The following is a 24053-nucleotide window of genomic DNA, read 5'->3' as shown; positions in this document are numbered from 1 at the left end:
CTAGAGGATCTGGCCTACGGGAAGCTTCTTTTCGGCCTGGAACTGGTCCTCAACGCGGCCTTGGGCCCAGTAGCCGGAGAGCGACACCTGGCCGCGCTCCAATCCATGCTCGCGGAAGAATATGTCGCGCAGGCCCTTCATGTAGCCGCGCTCCCCGTGGGCGAACACGTGCACGCGCCCGGGCAACCAAGCGGCGTCCCGTACTGCGTCCAGCAGGAGGGCGCTGGAGCCCGCGGTGGCGCCTCCGCGGAAGAGCCAGGAAAGTTCGACGCCGGCCGGCGCCTTGATCTCCAGCACGTCGCCTTCGCTGTCCACTTCGAGGAACGCCAGGCCCCTGGCATCGGCAGGGAGGGATTCGATCGAGGCGGCAATAGCCGGCAGGGCGGCGTCATCGCCGGCGAACAGGTGCCAGTCGGCCTCGGGATCCGGGTTGTAAGCGCCGCCCGGGCCGGTGAAGACCAGGCTGTCGCCGGGCTTCGCCTGCAGTGCCCACGGCCCTGCCAGTCCCTCATCGCCGTGGACCACGAAATCGATGGCCAGTTCCTGCGCTTCCCCATCCACCCAACGCACGGTGTAGGTGCGGGTGTGGGGCCAGAGTTCCCGGGGCATGGTTTCCCGGATCTTCCAGAGGTCCAGGGGTTCTTCGTAGGCAACGCCCGGTTGCGGGAAGACGATCTTGACGTAGCGGTCCACGAAGTCGTTGTTCGCATAGTCCGCGAATCCGGGGCCGCCGGCGATCACGCGCACCATGTGCGGCGACAGCTGTTCGGTGCGCAGCACGGTCAGGTTGACCTGCGGGCGGCTGGTGCGGTTTGCGGAGGAGGTGGCCGGGAGGGAAGTCACAAGCTAAGCCTAAGCGTTTTCCCGAGGGTCCCGACGCGAGCTTGCGAAGGTTGGGAAGGGAACCACGCGGCTAGGGGCGCGCCGGCAGCTCCCAGTTGACCGGCGTCGCTCCTTGTTCGACCAGCAGTTCGTTGGCCCTGCTGAAGGGCCGCGAACCGAAGAAGCCCCGGGCCGCGGACAAGGGGCTCGGGTGGGCCGAAGAGATCGACGGCGTTCCGTCCAGGAGTGGTTGTACTGCCGCGGCGTCCTTCCCCCAGAGGATGGCGACCAGCGGCTTGCGCTTCCCGTCCGCGGTGCGGCGGCCGGCGACGGCGGTGACTGCCGCCGTCGTAATAGCCTCCCAGCCTTTGCCCCGGTGGGACCCGGCGGCTCCCGCGGCGACGCTCAGCACGCGGTTCAGCAGCAGGATTCCTTCCCGGCTCCAGGCGCTGAGGTCACCATGCGTCCGCGGCGGCAGGCCGAGGTCGGATTCCATTTCGCGGTAGATGTTCGCCAGGCTGCGGGGAATCGGCCGGGTGCGTCCAGACACCGAGAAGGAGAGTCCGATGGGGTGGCCAGGCGTCGGGTAGGGATCCTGGCCCAGGATCAGCACCTTCACGCCGGAAAGGGGCTGGCGGAACGCACGCAGCAGGTCTGCCGCGGCGGGCAGGACCTCTGTACCGCGGGCCGCCTCCGAGGCAACGAACCCCAACACCGAGCGGAGTTCGGCCTCCACTCCGGCAAGTGCGTCGGCCCAGTCCGGGGCCACGAGCGCGGACAGCGGCAGGCCGCAGAGCTCCTCGAAATCCGCGGAGCTGCTTCCGGTTTCCAGTTCAAACAGAGCGTCGTCGCTTCCCACGGTTCCATTCTTCCCGTGCCCGGCCCGGCCGCGAAACGGCCCGGCTAAATGACACAGCTGTTATTCGGCGGATACCATGGGGAGGGATTGTGTTGGCAAGCGTCGAAGGAGCGTGTCGTGGCAGAGCCCGCGCAGGAAACCATGGCGCCCGGAAGCGGCGGATGGGCATTGGATGACCTCACCGCTGAGGTCCGCAGCGATTCCCCGCTCGGTGTACGGGAACAGCAGATGCTGGCCCTGGAACGCCAGTGGTGGAAGTACGCCGGAGCCAAGGAACAGGCCATCCGGGAACTTTTCGACCTTTCGGCAACCCACTACTACCAGCTGCTTAATGCGCTCATCGACTCGGAAGCTGCCTTGGCGCATGACCCCATGCTGGTGAAGAGATTGCGTAGACTACGTACGTCACGTCAGCGGGCCCGCACTGCCCGCCGCCTCGGATCCGACGCCTGAGCCGGCGCTTCGGTGCAGGGCTGATTCCAGCAGCAAGCAGCAAGGACCGTCTCATCATGACCAAATTCGCCCGCGATGAATTCGACCGTGTGCCGCAGAACTCTTCGCGCCAGGGCGTCCACCGCGTTGTCGCAGCGGCACCCCGTCCGGCGCTGTGGCCGGTCCTGATCCTCGGCGCCCTGGCCCTGGTGGTCGGCCTGACTGCTTTCCTGATCCTGCCAAAATCCGCCCCCTCGTCGGCGCCGCAGAGCCAGCAGAGCGCCTCGCTGCAGAGTGGTTCGGCATCGCCCTCCGCAAGCCGCACTCCCAGTGCGAGCCCCAGCACAAGTCCCACGCCCACCCCGACTCCGACACCAAGCGCTCCCGCCATCGACAAGACCACTCCGGTGGCTGTCTACAACGGTGCCGGCGTCAGCGGCCTTGCCGGCAGGGTTTCCACGACTGTGCAGAACGACGGCTGGGTGCTGTCCGACGTCGGCAACTGGCGGGGCGCGCCGCAGCAAGGCTCAGCGATCTTCTACAACGGTCCGGCACAGAAGGGCAACGCACAAGCGCTCGGCAAGCTCCTGGGCATCACCGAACTGCTGGACACCGCGCAGTACCAGGTTCCGGTCGTCGTCGTCCTCGGCCCTGGGTACAACTAAGCCCCACTGGACCTCGCTCCGCTTCGGCCAGGGAACCCTCGCCGTCGTGGGCCCGGCCGGTTACGCGTGAATAACATTGGTCCCCAATGCCCGCCCCGCCGTCCCCCGCACGCATGAGCTTGGTTACAGTAGTGGAAGCTGCTCCGGAGATCCCGGGGGCGGCACGCAAACTGAAAGTGTGGGGAACATGGCTTTGGGGACCGTTAAATGGTTCAACGCCGAAAAGGGGTACGGCTTCATCACTGTGGATGAAACCGGGGATGACGTCTTTGTGCACTGGTCAGCCATCCAGATGGACGGCTTCCGCGCCCTTGAAGAGGGCCAGCGGGTGGAATTCGAACTCGGCGAAGGCCAGAAGGGGCCGCAGGCAGAGAGCGTCCGGTTGATCTAGTGCCTTCTGCGCTCCGCCGGCGTCCAGTGTTCAACCACCGTCTGTGGGCGCTGGCCCTTGTCCCGGGACTGCTCTTCGGCATCCCGGCATGCGCCGCGCCGAGCGGAAATGCCCGCCTGGACCGCGTCGAAGCCAGCGGCGACGGGACCCTCAGGATCGGTCTGATCCTCGACAATTCGGGCGATTCGGCGTTCCTGAACTCCTCGGAACTCGCTGCCGCCAAACTTGCCATCGCACAGATCAATGCTGCCGGCGGGCACAAGGGCCGGCCTGTGGAGCTGATCCCGCCCGCTCCCGCGGCCGATGCCGCGGCGTTCAACCGGGACGCCGGCGCCCAGGCGCGCTCCCTGCTTGACGCCCATGCCGACGTCGTGATCGGACCAAGTGATTCCAGCCATGCCCCGGCGGCGATCGACGTCCTTGCCCGGGCCAAAGTGCCGGTGATTTCGCCTGCCAATACGTCAACGGCACTTAGCAGTTACAAGAGCGGAGGGTACTACTTCCGCACCGCGCCCGCCGATTCGGTGCAAGGGAGCGTGCTGGCAAAGCTTGCCCGCGACGGCGGAGCCCGGCGGCTCGCCGTGCTGCACGAAAGCAGCGACTACGGCAGCCAGGTCTCCGACGCCGTGTCTGACGCTGCCAAGCGGCTCGGCATGGAGGTCCTGCCGGCGGCAGGCTTCGCCGAAGGCAAGGCCGGATCCGCCGTCGCGACGCTCAAGGATGCGGCCCCGGACGCCGTCGTCCTCGTTGCCCGGCGCGGTGCGCAGGCTGCCCTTTCGGAGCTGGTCAACGCGGGAATCTCCGGAAAGAAACTGATCCTCAGCGACGGCGCCATCCGCCAGTACGGCAGCGAACTGGGTGCCGGCGGCCTGGACGGCGCGCGTGGAGTGCTGCCCGGGGCCTTCCCGGGGACGGACTTCCAGAATGAACTGGTGGGTGTCGACCCGGGATTGAAGGACATGACCTTCGCGGCCGAAACGTTTGACGCCGTGAACCTGGCGGCCATTGCCGCAGCCGCAGCGGAGGACGACGCCGGAGCGTCAGTCGCGGCGTGGCTCACCACCGTCTCCGGCGGGGTGATGCCGAAGGCCGCCGCCGCAGGGGAGCGGACCGCCTGCAGCAGCTACCGGGAATGCCTCGAGGTCCTGAAGGCCGGCAAGACGCCCGATTACGAGGGCGAATCAGGCTCCATCGGCTTCGACGCCAATGGTGACATCACTTCGGCGAACTACATGGTTTTGACCTACGGCCCGGACAACACAGCGAAGGTTGACGGCAAGGAAACGGCCACACGCTCCTCCGCTTCATGAGCTGCGGATGATCACTGCTGGCGAACACGGTCCCGCTACTTGGCTGTCCGGGCAGGCTACTGCTTGCACTCTCCACGGGTGAGTGCTAATTATTGACTTAGCACTCACTGGCATCGACTGCTAATCCGCTGCCGGCTCCGGCCGCTTAGGGGACGCATAAGTGCCAGGGGGATCAAGAAACCTTGCTGGGGTGAGGTTCGGACTGCGCGGCATACAGAGGCCGCAAGGAACGGGCCGTCCGTCGCGGGCACCACTGCAGGGCTCCTTCTTATCGACTGTCCCGAAAGGACTACCGCCGTTATGGCCAAGATCATTGCATTTGATGAAGAGGCACGCCGCGGTCTCGAGCGGGGTCTGAACATCCTCGCCGACGCCGTCAAGGTCACCCTCGGCCCGCGTGGCCGCAACGTCGTCCTCGAGAAGAAGTGGGGCGCCCCCACGATCACCAACGATGGTGTTTCCATCGCCAAGGAGATCGAGCTCGACGATCCTTACGAGAAGATCGGCGCCGAGCTGGTCAAGGAAGTTGCCAAGAAGACGGATGACGTCGCTGGCGACGGCACCACCACCGCTACCGTGCTGGCGCAGGCCCTGGTCAAGGAAGGCCTGCGCAACGTTGCCGCCGGTGCCGACCCGCTGTCCCTCAAGCGCGGCATCGAGAAGGCCGTTGACGCCGTCATCGCCGAACTGCTGAACTCCGCCAAGGAAATCGAAACCAAGGAAGAAATCGCCGCCACCGCGTCGATCTCCGCCGGCGACACCGAAATCGGCAGCCTCATCGCCGAAGCCCTGGACAAGGTCGGCAAGGAAGGTGTCATCACCGTCGAGGAGTCCAACACCTTCGGCCTGGAGCTTGAGCTCACCGAGGGCATGCGCTTCGACAAGGGTTACATCTCGGCTTACTTCGTCACCGACGCAGAGCGCCAGGAAACGGTCCTCGAAGACCCGTACATCCTGATCGTCAACTCCAAGATCTCCAACGTGAAGGAACTCGTCACGGTCCTGGAGAAGGTCATGCAGTCCAACAAGCCGCTGCTGATCATCGCCGAAGACATCGAGGGCGAGGCCCTGGCCACCCTGATCGTCAACAAGATCCGTGGCACCTTCAAGTCCGTCGCCGTCAAGGCACCGGGCTTCGGTGACCGCCGCAAGGCCCAGCTCGCCGACATCGCCATCCTCACCGGTGGCCAGGTCATCTCCTCCGAGGTCGGCCTCAGCCTGGAGAACGCCAGCCTCGAACTGCTGGGCCAGGCGCGCAAGATTGTCGTCACCAAGGACGAGACCACCATCGTCGAAGGTGCCGGCGACGCCGAGCAGATCGCCGGCCGCGTGGCCCAGATCCGTGCCGAGATCGAGAACTCCGACTCCGACTACGACCGCGAGAAGCTGCAGGAACGCCTGGCCAAGCTGGCCGGCGGCGTTGCAGTCATCAAGGCCGGTGCCGCAACCGAGGTCGAGCTTAAGGAACGCAAGCACCGCATCGAGGACGCCGTCCGCAACGCGAAGGCTGCCGTTGAAGAAGGCATCGTGGCCGGTGGTGGCGTTGCCCTCATCCAGTCCGGTGCCAAGGCATTCGCCAACCTGCAGCTCGAAGGCGACGAAGCAACCGGTGCGAACATCGTCCGCGTTGCCATCGACGCTCCGCTGAAGCAGATCGCCTTCAACGCCGGCCTCGAGCCGGGCGTTGTGGTGGACAAGGTCCGCGGCCTGCCGTCCGGCCACGGCCTGAACGCCGCCACCGGCGTTTACGAGGACCTGCTGGCTGCCGGCGTCAACGACCCGGTCAAGGTCACCCGCTCTGCCCTGCAGAACGCTGCCTCCATCGCCGGCCTGTTCCTGACCACCGAGGCCGTTGTTGCCGACAAGCCTGAGAAGTCTGCCCCGGCAGGCCCCGGCGCCGACGAGATGGGCGGCATGGGCGGCTTCTAATCCCCACGCCCTCCCGCTGTTCAGCGCGCAGAGCGCGTTGCACAGCGGGTCCCCCGGGCGCGTGGGCCCAGCCCTCCCGCTGTTCAGCGCGCAGAGCGCGTTGCACAGCGGGTCCCCCGGGCGCGTGGGCCCAGCCCTCCCGCTATAGCGCCCGACGGCGGTTCCCACTTCGGTGGGAGCCGCCGTCGGCGTTTTCCGGGCCCTTTTCCGGGTCGTCCTTCCCGGCCTCCCTCCCGGTGGGCTCCGCTGTCAGTGCCGTCTGGCAGGATTGAAGGCATGACGATTATTGCTGCCGCCGACGGCTCCGCCCTCGGCAATCCCGGGCCTGCAGGCTGGGCCTGGTACGTTGACGACTCCTGTTGGCAGGCAGGGGGCTGGCCGCACGGCACCAACAACCAAGGTGAACTGATGGCCGTGCTGGACCTCTTCAAGTCCACTGCCCACCTGCCCCAGGAAGACCTCCGGATCCTGTGTGACAGCCAGTACGTCATCAACTGCATCACCAAGTGGATGGCCGGATGGAAGCGTAAAGGCTGGCGCAAGGCGGACGGCAAGCCGGTGCTCAACGTGGACCTCCTGAAGGAAATCGACCAAGCCATCGCGGGCCGCAAGTACACCTTCGAATGGGTCAAGGGGCACGCGGGCCATGACCTCAACGAGGCCGCGGACGTACGCGCCCGGGCCGTTGCCCTGGCCTACCAGCAAGGAACCGCCGCACCGGTCGGCCCCGGGTTCCCCGGCGCTCAGCAGCCGGCGTCCGCTGTCGGCGCAGCCACTCCCGTTGCGGCTGCCGCGTCGGTACCCCTTTCCGCTACCGCGGCGGCTCCTGGCGCCGCATCGAAAAGGCACGCCGAGCCGGCCCTTTTCGGCGAGTCCGGCATCTTCGGCCAGGCCGACCTGTTCAGTGAACTCGACGACGAAATCCTGCCCTCCGGCGAACTTCCGGCCGAGGATGTGGTGCTTGCCCTGGAGCGGGAACTGCTGCGTCCTGACGTTCGGGCGGATATCGGCAGGACCGGGGTCCTGCTGCACCCGGATTTCGCCGAGATCGGCAGCTCAGGCCGTTACTGGACGCGGGATGCGATGCTGATGGCCCTCGAAGAAGATCCGGGAGAGGCCATCGAAGTGGAACTTCTCAGCGCAGACCGCGTCAGCGAAAATTCGATGCTGCTCAACTATCGCAGCCGGTCCCGTGCCGGTGCGTCCCTGCGCAGCTCGCTCTGGCTGCTCGACCGCGGCCAGTGGCGCCTTCGTTTCCACCAAGGGACGCCCGAGAGCTAGGGGAAGCTGCGGGGCCTGCCTGGGGGATGGCCGGCCCCGCAGGGCGTGTGGACGGGTTTGGGACCAGCGGTGCGCCGCCACCGCTCAGTGCGCCACCGCTCAGTAGCTGAACCTCAGGGTGTTCCCCTGTTCGGTCTGGACGTAGCTGGCGGCGGCGGTGGACAGCGCGAGGTTGATGGAAGCAAGGGATGCTTCCACCTTGTTCTGCGTCAGCGTCCATTCGGCAATGAGGCTTTGGAAGTTGTTGGCGGCCGTGCCTTTCCAGGTGGCTTGGAGCTCGTCGAGCCCCCGCTTCATGGCCTGGACGTCTGCCCTGATCCGGTCCTCCGTGGCCTTGACGTTGGCTGATTTCAACTGCATCAATTCGGTATCGACGGAAATGACACTCATGGCGTTGCCTTTCGACTCTGACGGGTCCGCGTATGCGGCTGGCTGTGGTCCACGCAAATGAGCCTAGGCGCGGCCGGTACGGCCCTCCAGAGCAGGAAGCTGCTATGTGGACAACTCCGGCAACCGGGCCGTCCCAAGGGCGGCAGGTCGGTCTAGGAAGCCGCCCCGGTTGCGGCGTCAGCCGCGTCCTGGCCCTGCCCTGGGTGGCCCTGCCCCGAGCGGGCCTGCCCCGAGTGGCTCTGCCCGGAATGTCCCGGCGTGGCCAGTCCGTCGCGCCGGGGGAGGCTGACCACCAGCGTGGCGCCGCCGCCGTCGGTGTCTTCCACACGCACGGTGCCACCGTGCGAGGCGACGATCGCCGAAACAATTGCCAGACCCAGCCCGCTGCCGCCGGTTTCCCGGGTCCGGGAGGTGTCCGCACGGTAGAAGCGCTCGAAGATCCGAGGCCTCTCCTCCACAGGAATCCCGGCGCCGTGGTCCCGGACTTCGAGGACAGAGGTCTCTCCGATCTCCGTGCTCCGTACGCCGACGCCGATCTCCACGGGGGTGCCTTCCGGCGTGTAGCGCAGGGCGTTGCCAACGAGGTTTCCCAGCACCTGGCGGAGCTTTGCTTCGTCGCCGAGCACCGGAGCCGCGGCGGTCGGGCGGCCGTCGATCCCGGTGAGCGAGAACGCCCGGCCGGGAGAATTCGCCATGGAGTCCAGCACGGCGTCGTTCGCCAGCAGGCGCAGGTCCACCGGGTTGAGCTGCAGGGGCCGCTGTTCGTCCAGGCGGGCCAGCATCAGGAGGTCTTCGACCATGGACCCCATGCGCTTGGCTTCGCTTTCGATCCTGCCCATGGCGGTCCCGACGTCCTCGGGCGTGGCCAGGGCGCCGTGACGGTACAGCTCCGAAAAGCCCCGGATGGTGACCAGGGGAGTCCGTAGTTCGTGCGAGGCGTCAGCGGCGAAACGCCGCATCCGGCCCTCGGACGCGGCCCGCGCTGCGAAGGAGGTCTCGATGTGCGCAAGCATCGCGTTCAACGAGGCGCTTAGCCGGCCCACTTCCGTGGCCGGGTTCTCGATGTCCACACGCCGGGACAGATCGCCGGCGGCGATGGCCGCGGCAGTCTTCTCCACTCGCACCAAGGGCCGGAAGGACCGGCCCACCGTCCAGGTGGCGATGAAGAAGGCCAGCACCAGCGTGAGCAGCCCGACGCCGACCACCACCAAGGTGGCGTGCTCCATGACCTTGTCCACGGGGGTCAGCGGCAGGCCCACGATCACCACCGCATTCTGCCCGGTGGCGGTGTCCACGACGGCGACCGCGACGACGCGCCAGTTGTTCCCGTCCGTGCCGCGCACCTGGAACGGCTGGTAGCCGTAACTGCGCGCCGTATCCGGGGAGAAGCTGGCGATGTCCGGGTGGACGTCCTTGTTCCCGCCGAAGACGTAGGACCCGCCGCCGGGGTTGAAGAGCATGAGGGAGTAATCGGTGGGGACTGCCGGATTGGGTTCGAGCTTCTCGAAGGAGCGCTGCTGCCGCGCGAGGTCGACGGCGGCGCGCAGCTTGTCATCCACCTGGTCCTGCAGGTAGCTCCGCACCAGGGTCAGGGTTCCGGCCCCGGTTGCGGCCAACGCCAGGAGCAGCAGGCCCATGATGATCGCGACGAGCTGCGACTTCAGCGAGGCCGACTTCCAACGATCGCTCAAGGTCAGCGCTTCTCCGCCGTCCGCAGCACGTAGCCCACACCGCGCTTGGTTTGGATAAGACCCGCCGAATCGGGATCGATGTCCACCTTGCGTCGCAGATAGGAGATATAGGACTCCACGATCGATGCATCGCCGTTGAAGTCGTACTCCCAGACATGGTCCAGGATCTGGGCCTTGGAGAGTACCCGGTTCGGGTTGAGCATCAGGTAACGGAGCAGCTTGAACTCGGTGGGCGACAGTTCGATCACGGTGCCGCCGCGGCGCACCTCGTGAGCGTCGTCGTCGAGCTCCAGATCGTCCACCCGGATCACGGCGTCGTCGTCCTCGAGCGGCTGCGTCCGCCGCAGTACCGCGCGGATGCGCGCCACGACCTCGTCGAGGCTGAAGGGTTTGGTGACGTAGTCGTCCCCGCCGACCGTGAGGCCGGTGACCTTGTCCTCGGTGTCATCCTTTGCCGTCAGGAACAGCACCGGGAAGTGCTTGCCGGAGGCGCGCAGGCGGCGGGTGACGGTGAAGCCGTCCATGTCCGGGAGCATGACGTCCAGAACCACGAGGTCGGGGGCATGCTGCTCGACGGCGGCCAGCGCCTCGCGTCCGTTCGACGCGGCGACAACGTCAAAGCCCGCGAACCGCAGCGAAGTGGAGAGCAACTCGCGGATGTTGGGTTCGTCATCGACAACGAGGAGCTTGGCTTCGGGACCGTTCTTCTTCATGCCATTCATGTTCCTCCCAGTAACTGTGAGTTCGCTGGATGCTTGATGGGAGGAATATGCGGGTTCGAGCACAGTCTGCTGCCGCGATACGGACACGCCGCGCCGGGAAGGTAAAAATGTCAGTGCCTGGTTCCACACTGGAGCCATGAAACACGAAGCAGCCCTGAACACCGGAAAGACCAAATACCACGTCCACTACCTCGATGCGGAGTCCGGACGCATCGGGCACGAAACCTTCGATGTCCTGGCCGAGGCAGAGCACTTCGCGGACTCAAAGCTCGTGGCGCCGGAATGCTGGGCCACGGTTGACGCCGTTCCGGCAGCCCGTGAAGGACGCCTGGTGGCTTGACCGGCCGCCAGGCCTAGTTTCCCAGCGCCAGGCCGGCCGCCAGCGCGATCATGGTGACGGCAATGCCGCCATCGAGGAACCGCCATGAGGCGGGCCGGGCAAAGAATCCCCGGAGCAGGCGGGCCCCGAAGCCGAGCGAACAGAACCATAGGACGCTGCCCAATGCCGCTCCTGCACCGAACCACCACTCCAGGCCGGCGCCTTGGGAATTGGCCACTGAGCCCAGCAGGACCACCGTGTCCAAGTAGACATGGGGGTTGAGCCAGGTCAGGGCCAGGATCGTGGCCAGGGCCGGGGCCAGGCCCTGAACGCGGGTTACGGTTGCAAGTGCGGTTGATCCGGCCGCCTGCGATCCGGAAACGGTCGATCCTGGCTCTTCGGCCCCCGTTCCCGCGGGCAGTCCGTCCTCGTCGGTTTCCGCCGGAAGCAAGGACTGCGGACGGAAAACACGCCGCGCCGCCAAGAGGCCATAGCAAAGCAGGAACGCTGCGCCGATGTATCGCAGCGCCACGACTACGGCTGGCGCGGCGGTGACCAGGCCGCCCATGCCGAGAATCCCGGCGGCGATGAGCGCCGCGTCTGAGACCGCGCACACCGTGACGACGGCGGCCACGTGCCGGCCGAGGAGGCCCTGTCGCAGGACAAAGGCGTTCTGGGCTCCGATCGCCACGATGAGGGCAAGGCCCGTGCCGAGGCCCAGGATGATTGCATGAACGATTCCGTTGATTTCCACCCCATTGACGCTACGGTCGTTCCGACAGTTAGACCAGCTAAAGATTCTTAGCGTCCCTAAGATGTTCTTATGAGCCGCTTTTCCTCCGAGCAGTTGCACACTTTCGCCGCAGTGGTCAGCGAAGGCACCCTCGAAGCCGCCGCCAGGCGACTCCACGTCACTGCGTCCGCGGTCTCCCAGAGACTCAAGGCCTTGGAAGACAACGCCGGGCAGGTCCTGCTGCGGCGCAGCAATCCGGTCGAAGCGACGGCGGCCGGGGAGGTGGTGCTGCGCCTGGCCAGGCAAATGGCGCAGCTTGAGGAGGACGCCGGACGTGAGCTGGGGCTCGCGGCCGGAGGCTCGGAGCACCACAGCATGCCGATCGCGATCAATGCGGACTCTCTTGCCGTGTGGTTCCTGCGCGCACTGGCCAGGATGCCCGCCGGGCTGGATGTGGTGTTCGATCTCCGCCGGGACGACGAACAACATTCCGCCGGCCTGCTGCGTTCCGGCAATGTGATGGCGGCGGTGACTGCCACGCCGGAAGCTGTGCAGGGGTGCCGGGTGGAGGCCTTGGGCACCATGCGCTACCGCGCCGTGGCCGCGCCGGACTTCCTCGAACGCTGGCTGCCGGACTTCGCCGCCGGCAGCCTGGTGGATCCGTTGCTGCTCAACGCGGCTCCCGCCGTCGACTTCGACAGGAAAGACGCCTATCAGGACGCCTTCCTGGACGGACTGTTCAGGAAATCGCGCAGCCGGGCGGCAAGGCCAGCACGGGGGCCGCGGCACTATGTGCCGGCGTCGCAGGACTTCTTTGACGCCGTCCGCCTGGGCCTGGGCTGGGCACTCGTCCCCGAGATTCAATGCCGGCCGGAGCTGGACGCCGGACGCCTGGTGCAGCTGGCTCCGGAACGGCCCTTCGACGTGCCGCTGTACTGGCAGCGCTGGCGCACGTCCTCGCCGCTGCTGGACACGGTCAGCGAATTGGTGCGGGCCACCGCGGCCGACTACCTGCTGGGCCCTGAAGCTGCCGCCAAACCGCGCCGCGGTTGACGCCCCGGAGGGCAAGTGGCCGGGACAAGCCGTCAGCACAAGACTGAGGACCCCGACCTACGGCCGGGGTCCTCAGTCTCTACTTTCTATCCGTGGAGTCAGGGTGCACTGTTCACGATGGTGAATTGTTCAACGCCGCAGGCAGAGGTCGCCGGGAGGTTAAAGGCGTCTCCGCTGTAGCTGGATGCCCAGCGCCATGTTCCCTCGGTTGTGGAGTGGAACGTGCTGTTGGTGGTGCTGTATGTTCCGTTGCCGTTCACCGTCACTGTTTGGGTCAGGGCCGGCGTCCCGGCGCAAGTGGCATCACTCGGGGCGTAGAGATTGAACACGATGGATCCGGTTACTGTCCCGAGTCCACCCGACAGGATGAAGTTGTCGTTCGGAATCAGGTCCTGCGTGGTCGCCACCGTGGGCTGCGCCTTGGTGAACTTGTTGGTGTAGGTACACGTCACGTTCTGGCCATTGCCCAACGCAATCGACACCTGTTGGCCGGTGATGGTCACGCCTGTTGCTGTGTCACAGGTCAGGGAAACGAAGCTCCACGGTGCGGTCTGGGTCCCTTCCGTCACGGTGTACGTTCCTGCGGCCAGGTTCTGGAACGACCGCGGCGTGCCGCCGCCCACCAAACTGAAGGTGGCTGGGGTCAGGTTGGTCGTAGTGTAGGCGAAGGACTGTGTACCCGGAACGGGTTCGTCCTGCGTCACCTTCTTGATGGTGATGCTGCCGCAGTTGCTGATATTGACCGGGATCGGGGCAATGAAGTCCTTCAGTTCCGCGGTAAACGAGGAGGACGAACGGCTCTTGACGAATGCGCTGCCGAAAGCCTCGCAGACACCCGTCGGGAACACACCGGCGGCAGTCAAGTTGATCGAGGCCTCGCCGAAAAGTCCGGCGGTGAGCGAGCCGCCCGCTATAGGTTCTGCGATTGTTCCGCTGTTGACCTGTCCCTCAGCGACGTTGCCACCGAGCGTGACATGCTGGCCCCAGCACGGCAAAGCGTTGGCCGAGAAGCATTGGCTAACGGTGTTGCCATTTGCGGCCGTGAGCCACTTGTTAAGACCGAGCGTCGGAGTGCCGCTTCCGCCGAAATCATAAGTCACCAACAGGTCGCCAGCGGTGCGGTTCAGAGTCACCGGTCCGGTAGCGCTTGTTGTGAATCCTGTGGTGGCGTTCTGGTTGATTTCAAAGTCCAGGTTGGCGTTGCCGATGTTTACCAGGCGTTCCCAGCCCAGGTACAGGAAGATGTCGCCGTTCGCGCCCTGTTCCGAAGCTTCGTAGAAGCGGGTGAGATCGTTCTTGTTGGGCGGGATGGCGCCGGTCACGACGGTGACGGCGGGGTCGTCTTCCTTGGTGCCTTGGCCGAATGAGTTGTCCGTCTTCCCTGTGGGCTTGTCGATGCCGGTATTCCGGCCGGCCACATTGGCCCAATCGGTATTGCCTGCTGTGGTGACTACAAGGTTTCCGTCATTGCCTTCGAAGTTGGTTCCGGGAAGTACTGCCTGTGCGCCGGTGGCTCCGGCGATGATCAAGCCTAGACAGGCGACTCCTGCGCCCCAGCGGGCGCGTGCGATGTTTTTCATGGGTTTTGCTCACTTCTCAGAGTGGCGAATAGGTACGGCGCGGGCGAACGGCCCGGTGCCGGTGAATCCCCAGCATCTCTCCCCAATATTTGATCGGCCGCCACCCGCGCAGGGGGCCGCTGGCCGGACTACTCCGATGATCGTCGCTTCCTTGCACGCCGAAGTGGGCTGGGCAGCACGAAACCGCCAGTGATCGCTGGAGGTGGTGTGCCGGTGGATTGGCTGGGCCGTCTGCGCATCTACGCGTCCTTGTGCGCGGGAAAAGCCTGTGCGGCCCCACCCGCCCTGATCTGAGCTCAGGATCTGTTACCAATATGTACCCAGCAGCTAGAGTGTACGCCCGGCAAATTGGGGCCACAATGACCCGGACCCGGGAACTTTTACGGGCGCTGATCAGCCACATGGACCGCCCAAAAAGGGGAAAGGAGCCGGCGGTATTCCGGCTATTCAGCCCGCGGCGCCGACGTCCTTCGCGTCCATGATCCGGTAGGCGTAGCCTTGCTCGGCCAGGAAGCGCTGGCGCTTCGCGGCGAAGTCCTGGTCCAGCGTGTCTCTGGCCACCAGGGCGTAGAAACGCGCTGCCCGGCCGTCCTTCTTGGGGCGCAGGAGCCGCCCGAGCCGCTGCGCTTCCTCCTGCCGGGAACCAAAGGAACCCGAAACCTGGATCGCTACGGAGGCCTCCGGCAGGTCAATGGAGAAGTTGGCCACCTTCGACACCACCAGGGTGTGGATCTCCCCGGCCCGGAACGCATCGAACAGCTTCTGCCGCATGCGCACGGAAGTCTCGCCCTTGATCACCGGCGCCTCCAGGCGCTGGCCTATTTCGTCGAGCTGGTCGATGTACTGCCCGATCACCAGCAGCTGCTCGCCGGGGTGCGCGGCCACCAACTGTTCAACGAGCGCGGTCTTGGTTTCCGACGTCGAGCACAGGCGGTACTTGTCGGCGTCCTCGGCCATCGCGTATGCCACGCGCTCATCCCGCGGCAGGTCCACCCGGACTTCCACACAATCCGCCGGAGCGATGTAGCCCTGCGCCTCGATGTCCTTCCACGGCGCGTCGTACCGTTTCGGCCCGATGAGCGAAAACACCTCCCCCTCCCTGCCGTCCTCGCGGACCAGGGTGGCGGTCAGTCCCAGTCGGCGACGGGCCTGGAGGTCCGCGGTCATCCGGAAGATCGGAGCCGGCAGGAGGTGGACTTCGTCGTAGATGATCAGTCCCCAGTCATGGCCGTCCACGAGTTCCAGGTGCGGATAGATCCCGCCGCGCCTGGTGGTGAGCACCTGATACGTGGCGATCGTGACCGGCCGGACTTCTTTGACCGAGCCGGAGTACTCGCCGATCTCGTCCTCGGTGAGCGAGGTCCGCCTGAGCAGTTCGTCCTTCCACTGCCGGGCGGCGACCGTGTTCGTCACCAGGATCAGGGTAGTGGTGCAGCCTGTGGCCATGGCGGCCGCGCCCACGATCGTCTTGCCCGCGCCGCAGGGGAGTACGACGACGCCGCTGCCGCCTGACCAGAAGTTCTCCGTGGCGAGCTTCTGGTAGGGCCGCAGCTGCCAGCCGTCCTCGTTCAGGGAGATCAGGTGCGGCGTCCCGTCCACATAACCAGCGCGATCATCGGCGGGCCAGCCGAGCTTGAGCAGCAGTTGCTTGAGCTGCCCGCGCTGGGAGGAATGCACCACCACGGTTTCGCCGTCGATCCGCGGGCCCAGCAGCGGCGCGATCTTCTTGGCCCGGATCACTTCCTCCAGTACAGGGTAGTCGTCCGTGCGCATCACCAGGCCGTGCTGGGGATCCTTCTCCAGCCGCAGCCGCCCGTAGCGGGACATGGTTTCCTCAACGTCCAGCAGCAGGGAGTGGGGCACCGGGAAGCGCGAGTACCGCAGGAGCGTGTCGAGCACCTTTTCGGCGTCCAACCCTGCCGCCCGCGCGTTCCAGAGCCCCAGCGGGGTGAGCCGGTAACTGTGCACATGCTCCGGGGCGCGCTCCAGCTCGGCGAAGGCCGCGATGGCATGCCTGGCTTCGGTGGCGAGTTCATGGTCCACTTCCAGCAGGATGGTCTTGTCGCTCTGCACGATCAGCGGACCGTCGCTCACGCTGCTCCCTTACTTGTGCGGTTTGGCGGCCTGACCGGCCGCGGGCTCGACATCCACAATACGGTGGATCGACAGCACCCGTTCGGTGTCCCGGGCAGGATCGAACACGCGCACCCTGCCACCGGAGACGGAGACAGGAACAACTGTTTCGCTGTTGGAATTCCCTTCCCCGTCCACTACGTTCATGGTCACGGCCTGTTTCAGGCGGATCGCCCGCTGGAGCGTCTCAAGTCCCAGCTGCGCGGCGGCCTCGCCGGAGGCTTCGGCGGCCCCGCCGGGATGGTGCCGCAGCACCGCAAGCTGCGCTTCGACGTCGTCCTCTGCAGGAGCCGAACGGGGCACCGAATAGACCGGCCGGGCGCTGCCGGCGACGGCGGCGGTCCGCTTGTAGCGGACGACGGCGGGCTCGGGCTCCTGCACTGTGGGGGACAGTCCCAGCTCGCGCAGCACCCTTGCGGTTTCCCGGGGACTCGCCGCCGAGGTAAGTACGGTCGGCGCGATCCGGACCAGGCCCAGGCTGGCCGCGCCGGCTTCCTGGAGGAGCTCGGCGATGGCGGCTTCATCGTCGCTCTGGATGAAGCTGGCGCAGCTGGCAACGCGCAGCCTGCCATGCCTTGAGGCGGTGTCCTGCACCAGGTATTCCAAGGGCTGCGGAACATCGGTAGCTGAGTGTTCGCGCAGGAACTGCAGGATCGATGCGGCGTCCTGGCCGGCGTCGAGCGCCCTGCGCACGGAGGCTTCAGAGAAGCGGTAGATGGTCGCAGGACCCTGCCCCTCAGCATCGGCGAGCAGGGTCAGGCGCTCGCCGAGGCCCGGCGCCAGGTACCCCGGGGCAACGGCGGTGAGGTCGGCCTGCAGCAGCACATGGTTGACCGCGGCCGGCAGGTGCTCGCCGAGGATTTCCAGGGCACGGTCCGGTTCTTCGACCGCGATTGCGGCCCCGAGCTGGGTCAGGGCGCCGGAGCCGATGAGCCCCAGGAGCTCCGCCTCCCGCAGGATGCCCGGCACCAAGGAGCTGAAGCGTCGGGCCATCCGCGGCTGGGACCATTCCGCGCGTCCCAGCACGGAACGCGCGTCCAGCACAGGGGCCCGGCCGTCGGGAGCGGAGGCCTCCACTGTGAGCTCGTGCAGGATGTCCAGCACGCGCCGACGGATCAGCGGGGCATCCGGGCGCTGGGCCTCGGCGGACAGGGCGTTGATGGTTGTACCTGCGGAATTGGGCTTGCCTTGGTGTCCCGCGGCGCCGGACACCGCCTGGCCCACCAGGGAAGGTGCCCGTTCGCTCGCCAGCCAGGCGTTCACCACCCAGAGCCACTGTTCCTGGCGCGGCAGTGCGAGCCATTCCAGGCCCGGTGGCTGGATCCAGGTGGAACTGTCCACGTCCAGGCGCAGGAGCCCGGCCAGACCAGCGATCTCAAGGAAAAGGCCGGCCTCGCGGATCTCCAGGCGCAGCCGGTCCGCGAGGCGCTTGAGTTCCCGCACGCCGACCCCGCCGCTGCGCAGCGTCGCCAAAGGCTGCTCGCGGGCGGCGGCAAGCAGTTCGCCGAGGATGCGCAGGGCTTCGGCGATGGCGCCGAGGGCGGCGTTCCGGCGCAGCAGGGCACTGGTCAGACCCAGCTCCGGCCGGGGTGCCTGCACCGTGAAGTGGTCCACGATCATGCCGCCGCGCAATGCCAGCCCCACGCTGTGCGGCAGTTCCACGTGCGAGGCATCCAGGGGAACCAGCAGACCGCGGGCCAGCAGCCAGTCGACTGGGCCGACGTCGGGGCCTTCGTTGCCGATCGACGCCATCCGCTGCGCCTGGGGCACAGCGCCCATGGCCCAGTTTCCAAACTTGTCCAACAGTGCACGGGTCCGCTCCGGGGCCCCGGCAAGGATTTCGTCCAGCGCTTTCGAGGCCGAGGTCCAGCGCTGCAGGGCGAGGGCGGCCTCCATGGGGGTGGCCGCCTCGGGGACGCCGGCTCCACTGCGGCGCAGTTCCGTCACCAGCTGAACCACCCGCTGGGCGAAGGCGGGCTGGAGCCGGACCAACTCCGTGTAACTGCGGCCCAGTCCCGCCGGGTAGATGCCCACCACGTCCTTCAGGCTCCCCACCGGCAGGTAGAAGCGCTGCCTGGCCGCCGAGGGTTGGGTGCCCGCGGGCGGTTCGCAGCGGTGGATGAGGGCGAGGTCCTCGAGCCGGTGCAGGATTCCTTCCAGCGCCGTCAGGGTGGCCCCGGCGATGACTTTCTTGAGGCCCGCTGCGGAAATTCCGTGGCCGGTGTCCGGGTTCGTGCACAGGTGCAGTGCTTCGAGTACCTGCATCTCGGGCTTGTTCAGGCGTTCCAAGGCACGTTGCACGCTCACCCGTGCGCTGGCGCGCGCGGCGAGGGCGGCGAAGTCCGGAGCCGCGGGGGAAATCAGGTCAGGCCGCGCGGCAAACAGGGCCCGCAGCGAATCGTCGCTGCGCGCTTCCAGGTCTTTGCTGAGCGCGCGGATTAGGGACATCACTTCAACGTTACCGCCCGCGGGAGCCGGTGTGCCCTGCCCTATTTCCTGCGGCGCTGGAACACGGCATCCACTACCAGCAGGAGCATCGCGAGGAAGGCGACCGGCAGCCCGTAAAGGGCAATGGAGGTCATCCAGGCCGGGGCGGCGCTGCCCGCGGCGGCGATGGCCATGACCCCGCCCACGGCGGCGAGGGACAGCAAAGCGACGACGGCGGCCGCGATCGTCAGGGGGCGGCGGTAGCCGGTGATACTCATGAAAGCAACGCTAACAGCCGGTACGAAAGCACGGGATCGCTGCCCGGCAGGATAACCTTGGGAGAACAGACCAACACGGAGCAGGCAATTACCCCTGATCCCGCAGGACCCTGCGGATGCGGTGAGCTGCCGGCCGTGTCTCCATGCAAGAACGAAGAAGGTTGAATACGTGCCCACCGGCAAGGTCAAGTGGTATGACAAGGACAAAGGTTTCGGCTTCCTCGCGGCCGAAGACGGCCAGGAAGTGTTCCTGCCCAAATCCGCGCTGCCCGCAGGCGTAAGCGAACTCAAGGCCGGAACCCGGGTCGAGTTCGGCGTGGCTGACGGCCGCCGCGGTGCGCAGGCGCTTGGCCTGCGCGTGTTGGACAAGCTGCCTTCCGTTGCCAAGGCCAAGCGCATGAACGCCCGTGAGCTCGCCCCCGTGGTCCAGGACCTAGTCTCCGTGCTGGACAAGCTGTCCGGCAGCCTCTCCGCAGGCAAGTACCCCGAAGGCGCCAAGGGCAAGGCCATCGCGGCCGCCCTCCGCAAGGTTGCCGACGAGCTCGAGGCCTAGGCCACCCATGACCTCCGAATCCGTAGAAGCAGGCCAGGCCGGCCCTCCCGCAGCGGCGGCCGGTGGCGCTTCCGCGCGGAAACCCGCTGCGGCCACGTCCCAGGCGAAATCCCCTGCGAAGGCTCCGGCCGCCAAACAGCGCGCCGGCGTTCCGGTGTGGCGCACAGGCAAGCCGGACGCCTTCCTGGCTGCCGCCGTCGACGTCGCCCGAGAGGCCGTGGCCACCATCGCCAAGGACAGCGAGATCGGCCCGCACATCGCGGCGAAGTCCGAGGGCGAACGGGTTGTCACCCATCTGTTCGAGTCCCGGCTGCCCGGCTACGGCGGCTGGCAGTGGTACGCCGTGGTGACGCGCAATTCGCGGTCCAAGACGGTGACGGTGAGTGAGCTCGGGCTGCTGCCTTCGGAGGAATCCATCCTGGCCCCTGAGTGGATTCCGTGGGCCAAGCGTGTGCGTCCCGAAGATGAGGCGCCGGCTCCGGAGGGCGATTCCGACGACGACGGCGAGGCCGGAGCCGAGGCCGGCGAACCGTCCGCCGACGCGGGCGACGGCGGGGACGCGGCCGACGCTTCGGGAGACCCTGAGGACGACGCCGAACCCGAGGACGCTGCCGATAGCGGCGAAACCGAGGCTGAATAAGTCTTGGGGTGTCCTGCAGGTGATCCGGAAGAAGGCGGCAACTGATGTCCACCTTCAAATCCCTGCACATGCGCAACTACCGGGTCTGGTTCCTGGGCGCACTGGTCTCCAACGTCGGGACCTGGATGCAGCGCACCGCCCAGGACTGGCTGGTCTTTGACCACCTCAGCAACCATGACGCCGGTGCCATGGGCATCACGCTCGCCCTGCAGATGGGCCCGCAGCTCTTCCTGGCGCCCTGGGCGGGACTGCTCGCGGACCGCTACAGCCGACGCCGACTGCTCTTCCTGACCCAGGGGATCATGGCCCTGCTGAGCACGGGCCTGGGAATCCTGGTGGTGGCCGGGGCCGGGCAGCTCTGGCAGGTCTACGTCTTTGCCCTCCTGCTGGGACTGGTGTCCGCGCTGGATGCCCCCGTCCGGCAGACCTTCGTGTCCGAACTCGTGGGCGACGATTCCCTGGCCAACGCCGTGGCGCTCAACAGCGCTTCCTTCAACGTCGCCCGCATGATCGGACCCGCCGTTGCCGGCGTGCTCACGGTCGTGGTGGGTCCGGGCTGGGTTTTCCTGTTGAACACCGTGACCTTCCTGGCGATGATCCTTGCGCTGGCTTCGATCCCCGTGGGCACCCTGCGCGTCCAGCCCCGCGCCGCGGCGGGCAAGGGCCGCATCCGCGAAGGTTTACGCTACGTGCGCCACCGCAGGGACATCGTGGTGGTCCTTGTGGCGATCTTCATCATGGGAACGCTTGGGCTGAACTTCGTACTGTTCATCGCCGCGATGGTGGGAACGGAATTCGGCATGGACGCCAGCGCCTTCGGGCTGATGAATTCGGTGATGGCCATCGGCTCGGTGGCCGGCGCCCTGCTTTCCGCCAGGCGGGGACGCCCCCGCCTGCGCCTGATCTTCGGGGCGGCGGGCGCCTTCGGAGTGGCCAGCCTCCTGGCCGCCCTCGCGCCCGATTACACCCTGTTCGGATTCGCGCTGGTGCCGGTGGGCCTCTTCGCGCTGACGATGATTACCAGCGCCAACGGCTACGTCCAATCCACCACGGATCCTGTCATGCGCGGGCGCGTCATGGCCCTTTACATGGCGATTTTCATGGGCGGCACACCCATCGGCGCGCCGCTGGTGGGCTGGATCGCCAACGTTGCAGGCCCACGCTGGTCCCTGGGTGTCGCCGCAGCAGCCGGCATCTCCGCCGCGATCGTCGGCCTTGTCTGGATTGTCAGGGCGCGGCAGCTGCGCCTGAGTTTTGACCGCAGCGCCAGGGGGCTTCGTGTCTTCCGGATCGCATCCGTGTCTGCCGGGGAAACTCCTGGCCCTTCACAGCGTCCTTGATGCATCGTCCTTAACAAGAGCAGCGCCGCCCCGGAAAGTCCGGGACGGCGCTGCTGTATTCGGTCTGCTATTTGCGCAGTTCGCCCACCACGTAGTCGATGCTTGCCAGCAGCGCCGAGACGTCGTCGGGTTCGATGGCAACGAAGGTTGCGATGCGCAGCTGGTTGCGGCCCAGCTTGCGGTATGGCTCGGTGTCCACGATGCCGTTGGCGCGCAGCACTTTGGCGATGGCCGCGGCGTCGACGGAGTCGTCGAAGTCGATCGTGGCGATGACGTTGGAGCGGTCTTCGGCCTTGGCAACGAACGGGGTGGCGAACTCGGAGGCTTCGGCCCACTGGTAGACCCGCTGCGCGGAGTCGGCGGTGCGCTTGGCAGCAAAGTCCAGGCCGCCGTTCTTGTTCAGCCACTGGACCTGGGCGTCCAGGGTGACGAGCGTGCTCAGCGAAGGAGTGTTGTAGGTCTGGTTCAGCTTGGAGTTGTCGATCGCGGTCTGCAGGTCCAGGAAGTCCGGGATCCAGCGGCCGCTCGCCTTGACGCGGGCTGCGCGTTCCAGAGCGGCGGGGGAGAACAGACCCAGCCACAGGCCGCCGTCGGACGCGAAGTTCTTCTGCGGGGCGAAGTAGTACACATCCGCTTCGGCGACGTCGACGTCGAGGCCGCCGGCAGCGGAGGTGGCATCTACCAGGACGAGGGCGCCGTCGTCGGCTCCATCGACGCGCTTGACGGGCGCCGCGACACCCGTGGAGGTTTCGTTCTGCGGCCAGGCGTAGACGTCGACGCCGGCCTCGGCCGAAGCGACGGGGCGGGTCCCCGGCTCGGACTTGATGATGGAGGAGGCCTCCAGGAACGGGGCCTTGTTGGTGGCCGCGGCGAACTTGGAACCGAACTCACCGAAGGACAGGTGCTGGGCCTTCTTTTCCACCAGGCCGAAGCTGGCGACGTCCCAGAACGCGGTGGAGCCGCCGACGCCGAGGATCACCTCATAGCCTTCGGGAGCCTTGAAGAACCGGCTGAGGCCCTCGCGGACCGAGCCGACCAGGTTCTTGACCGGTGCCTGGCGGTGCGAGGTGCCGAGGATGGTTGCCGAGGCGGCGGAGAGCGCTTCGATCTGCTCCGGGCGGACTTTCGAGGGCCCGGCGCCAAACCGGCCGTCCACGGGCTTGAGATCTGCCGGAATAGTGATGCTGTTCTCGCTCACGGGTTAGCTCCAATGGGGTAGCGGCATGGTGGTTCGCGGCGGGTGGCAGAAGTGCCCCATCGCCTCCCCAATTCTGCCTGACTTCGCGGGAAGGGCGGAACCGGAGTGTCACAGTGCGCCACGGGCCCGCCAATGTGTCCCGCACCGCTACGGAATTATCAAGAGTAATTCCAAATAAGCTAGGCTTGGGTGTGGAGTCCAGGCGGGAAAGCCCGCCAAACGGCTGCCCGTCCGCTTGCGGTACGGTGGAAATTACGCAAGATACTGTGCTCGAGGAGCTGAGCTGGATGACGGATCTGATCGATACCACTGAGATGTATCTTCGAACGATCTTGGAGCTCGAAGAAGAGGGCATCGTCGCTCTTCGCGCCCGGATCGCCGAGCGCCTCCGCCACTCGGGCCCCACGGTTTCCCAGACGGTGGGCCGCATGGAGCGGGACGGGCTCGTGATTGTCTCGAATGACCGCCACCTTGAGCTGACCCCGGTCGGCCGCAAGCGCGCCACCGAGGTCATGCGCAAGCACCGTCTCGCGGAACGGCTGCTTGCCGACGTCATCGGCTTGGACTGGGCCTATGTCCACGACGAGGCCTGCCGCTGGGAACACGTCATGAGCGAACGCGTCGAGCGCAGGCTCTACGAACTCCTTGACCACCCCACCGAGTCGCCGTACGGGAATCCGATCCCGGGCCTTGAAGCGATCGGCGGGACTGCCGCGCATCCTTTCGGTGACGGCGTCGTCAACCTCCTGCAGGCGATGGAAGGCTACGCCCCGGATGCCCGCGTTGTGGTGAGCCGGCTGGCCGAGCCGATCCAGGTGGAGCCTGAACTGTTGGTCCAGCTGGACGAAGGCGGCATCCGTCCCGGTGCCGAGGTGTCCCTGGCCCGGGCGGGGGAGTACATCTCCGTCCGTGTTCCCGGCATCGAGGGCGCCCTGGAACTGCCCCCGGAAGTGGCTGCGCACGTCTTTGTGACCGTCGCGTAAGCCGCAGCCGAAGATAACGAAGTTATTACTGAGGGCGTTAATCACCTATAGTTGTGTACTAGCGCCGATACCAAAGCGTTACCTGATCCGGAGTCGAACTCTGCCAGCGGAACAGGTGTATTAATCCGTTCATTGGCAGGGGCGGGGGAACCATCAGCGGCCGCCGGAAGGCAGCCTTGGGGTGAAGTCCGCACGGGAATGCAAGTTGCGCAGGGGCCTTTCGGGGATACCCCTGTGCCGCGTGCCTTTCCTTGCGGGCCAGGTCTGTGAACTCTCTGACCTGAATCCGACAGCTAACCTCGCAGGCCTCCAGAGAGGAACCTT

23 protein-coding genes and 1 riboswitch are annotated in these 24053 nt (G+C 66.5%); of the genes, 12 read left to right on the top strand and 11 right to left on the bottom strand.

The genetic code is table 11. From position 1 onward, the window contains the following. The gene (locus tag ACNQPB_RS15765; protein ID WP_498753276.1) at positions 1–843 is read right to left on the bottom strand and encodes a siderophore-interacting protein; all 843 of its coding nucleotides are present in this window, start codon (positions 841–843) and stop codon (positions 1–3) included. A gap of 70 nt (positions 844–913) precedes the next feature. After that, entirely contained in the window at positions 914–1681 is a 768-nt protein-coding gene (locus tag ACNQPB_RS15760; RefSeq protein WP_498753275.1) for a uracil-DNA glycosylase, read from the bottom strand. Between the two features lie 117 nt (positions 1682–1798). On the opposite strand from ACNQPB_RS15760, the gene ACNQPB_RS15755 reads away from it, so the two are divergent. The 6 genes from ACNQPB_RS15755 (at position 1799) to ACNQPB_RS15730 (ending at position 7689) form a co-directional block, all read left to right on the top strand. Beyond that, positions 1799–2134, top strand: coding sequence for a DUF3263 domain-containing protein (locus ACNQPB_RS15755; RefSeq protein ID WP_498753273.1), 336 nt, complete (start codon positions 1799–1801; stop codon positions 2132–2134). A 56-nt stretch (positions 2135–2190) separates the two neighbouring features. Then, complete coding sequence (locus ACNQPB_RS15750; RefSeq protein WP_498753271.1) at positions 2191–2778, top strand: LytR C-terminal domain-containing protein; 588 nt, start codon at positions 2191–2193, stop codon at positions 2776–2778. Positions 2779–2965: 187 nt separating this feature from the next. Next, complete coding sequence (locus ACNQPB_RS15745; RefSeq protein ID WP_115789218.1) at positions 2966–3169, top strand: cold-shock protein; 204 nt, start codon at positions 2966–2968, stop codon at positions 3167–3169. 26 nt (positions 3170–3195) lie between these two features. Further along, a complete protein-coding gene (locus ACNQPB_RS15740; RefSeq protein WP_498753269.1) occupies positions 3196–4479 on the top strand; it encodes an ABC transporter substrate-binding protein in 1284 nt (427 codons plus the stop codon). A gap of 300 nt (positions 4480–4779) precedes the next feature. Further along, positions 4780–6408, top strand: a complete 1629-nt coding sequence (gene groL, locus ACNQPB_RS15735) for a chaperonin GroEL (protein ID WP_498753268.1) — start codon at positions 4780–4782, stop codon at positions 6406–6408. Between the two features lie 276 nt (positions 6409–6684). Continuing rightward, positions 6685–7689: an RNase H family protein gene (locus ACNQPB_RS15730; protein WP_498753266.1), complete on the top strand. Its 1005-nt coding sequence runs from the start codon at positions 6685–6687 to the stop codon at positions 7687–7689. Positions 7690–7788: 99 nt separating this feature from the next. On the opposite strand, the gene ACNQPB_RS15725 is transcribed toward ACNQPB_RS15730, so the two are convergent. The 3 genes from ACNQPB_RS15725 to ACNQPB_RS15715 all read right to left on the bottom strand — a co-directional run bounded on the left by ACNQPB_RS15725 (position 7789) and on the right by ACNQPB_RS15715 (position 10483). Then, positions 7789–8079 (bottom strand): WXG100 family type VII secretion target, encoded by a 291-nt coding sequence (locus tag ACNQPB_RS15725; protein WP_498753265.1) that lies wholly within the window; start codon positions 8077–8079, stop codon positions 7789–7791. Between the two features lie 152 nt (positions 8080–8231). Then, positions 8232–9770 carry a sensor histidine kinase gene (locus ACNQPB_RS15720; protein WP_498753263.1) on the bottom strand — a complete coding sequence of 513 codons (1539 nt, stop codon included), beginning with the start codon at positions 9768–9770 and terminating at the stop codon, positions 8232–8234. A gap of 2 nt (positions 9771–9772) precedes the next feature. Then, complete coding sequence (locus tag ACNQPB_RS15715) at positions 9773–10483, bottom strand: response regulator transcription factor (protein WP_498753261.1); 711 nt, start codon at positions 10481–10483, stop codon at positions 9773–9775. Positions 10484–10628: 145 nt separating this feature from the next. Between ACNQPB_RS15715 and ACNQPB_RS15710 the strand changes: the two genes are divergently transcribed. After that, on the top strand, positions 10629–10832 hold the full coding sequence (locus ACNQPB_RS15710) for a hypothetical protein (protein WP_498753259.1): 204 nt from the start codon (positions 10629–10631) through the stop codon (positions 10830–10832). Between the two features lie 13 nt (positions 10833–10845). Here ACNQPB_RS15710 and ACNQPB_RS15705 read toward each other — a convergent pair whose 3' ends face one another. Beyond that, the gene (locus ACNQPB_RS15705; RefSeq protein WP_498753257.1) at positions 10846–11565 is read right to left on the bottom strand and encodes a LysE/ArgO family amino acid transporter; all 720 of its coding nucleotides are present in this window, start codon (positions 11563–11565) and stop codon (positions 10846–10848) included. A 69-nt stretch (positions 11566–11634) separates the two neighbouring features. On the opposite strand from ACNQPB_RS15705, the gene ACNQPB_RS15700 reads away from it, so the two are divergent. Further along, the gene (locus ACNQPB_RS15700; RefSeq protein WP_498753255.1) at positions 11635–12597 is read left to right on the top strand and encodes a LysR family transcriptional regulator ArgP; all 963 of its coding nucleotides are present in this window, start codon (positions 11635–11637) and stop codon (positions 12595–12597) included. A gap of 98 nt (positions 12598–12695) precedes the next feature. Here the strand turns inward: ACNQPB_RS15700 and ACNQPB_RS15695 are convergent, their stop codons facing one another. From ACNQPB_RS15695 to ACNQPB_RS15680, 4 genes are all read right to left on the bottom strand, one after another. Then, entirely contained in the window at positions 12696–14177 is a 1482-nt protein-coding gene (locus ACNQPB_RS15695) for a hypothetical protein (RefSeq protein ID WP_498753253.1), read from the bottom strand. 447 nt (positions 14178–14624) lie between these two features. Next, the gene (locus ACNQPB_RS15690; protein ID WP_498753252.1) at positions 14625–16271 is read right to left on the bottom strand and encodes a DNA repair helicase XPB; all 1647 of its coding nucleotides are present in this window, start codon (positions 16269–16271) and stop codon (positions 14625–14627) included. A gap of 9 nt (positions 16272–16280) precedes the next feature. Continuing rightward, on the bottom strand, positions 16281–18758 hold the full coding sequence (locus ACNQPB_RS15685) for a helicase-associated domain-containing protein (protein ID WP_498753251.1): 2478 nt from the start codon (positions 18756–18758) through the stop codon (positions 16281–16283). Positions 18759–18799: 41 nt separating this feature from the next. Continuing rightward, positions 18800–19015, bottom strand: coding sequence for a hypothetical protein (locus ACNQPB_RS15680; protein WP_498753249.1), 216 nt, complete (start codon positions 19013–19015; stop codon positions 18800–18802). Between the two features lie 169 nt (positions 19016–19184). On the opposite strand from ACNQPB_RS15680, the gene ACNQPB_RS15675 reads away from it, so the two are divergent. Genes ACNQPB_RS15675 through ACNQPB_RS15665 form a run of 3 tightly spaced genes read left to right on the top strand, consistent with a single transcriptional unit; the run spans position 19185 to position 21548 of the window. Continuing rightward, complete coding sequence (locus ACNQPB_RS15675; RefSeq protein ID WP_498753247.1) at positions 19185–19568, top strand: cold-shock protein; 384 nt, start codon at positions 19185–19187, stop codon at positions 19566–19568. Between the two features lie 7 nt (positions 19569–19575). Next, a complete protein-coding gene (locus tag ACNQPB_RS15670) occupies positions 19576–20208 on the top strand; it encodes a DUF3027 domain-containing protein (RefSeq protein ID WP_498753245.1) in 633 nt (210 codons plus the stop codon). A 44-nt stretch (positions 20209–20252) separates the two neighbouring features. Then, positions 20253–21548, top strand: a complete 1296-nt coding sequence (locus ACNQPB_RS15665; RefSeq protein WP_498753243.1) for an MFS transporter — start codon at positions 20253–20255, stop codon at positions 21546–21548. Between the two features lie 67 nt (positions 21549–21615). Here the strand turns inward: ACNQPB_RS15665 and serC are convergent, their stop codons facing one another. Then, complete coding sequence (gene serC / locus ACNQPB_RS15660; RefSeq protein WP_498753241.1) at positions 21616–22746, bottom strand: phosphoserine transaminase; 1131 nt, start codon at positions 22744–22746, stop codon at positions 21616–21618. A 287-nt stretch (positions 22747–23033) separates the two neighbouring features. Here serC and ACNQPB_RS15655 point away from each other — a divergent pair, with 287 nt between their 5' ends. Next, positions 23034–23729, top strand: coding sequence for an iron-dependent transcriptional repressor DtxR (locus ACNQPB_RS15655; protein WP_498753239.1), 696 nt, complete (start codon positions 23034–23036; stop codon positions 23727–23729). Positions 23730–23844: 115 nt separating this feature from the next. After that, a riboswitch (cyclic di-AMP (ydaO/yuaA leader) is annotated at positions 23845–24051 on the top strand. Positions 24052–24053 lie beyond the last annotated feature (2 nt).

The sequence above is a fragment of the Curtobacterium sp. LFS079 genome, assembly GCF_047977865.1.
GTDB lineage: Bacteria > Actinomycetota > Actinomycetes > Actinomycetales > Micrococcaceae > Arthrobacter.
The sequence above is the reverse complement of the archived record's forward strand: the minus strand, read 5'-3'. Positions and strand labels throughout refer to the sequence as shown.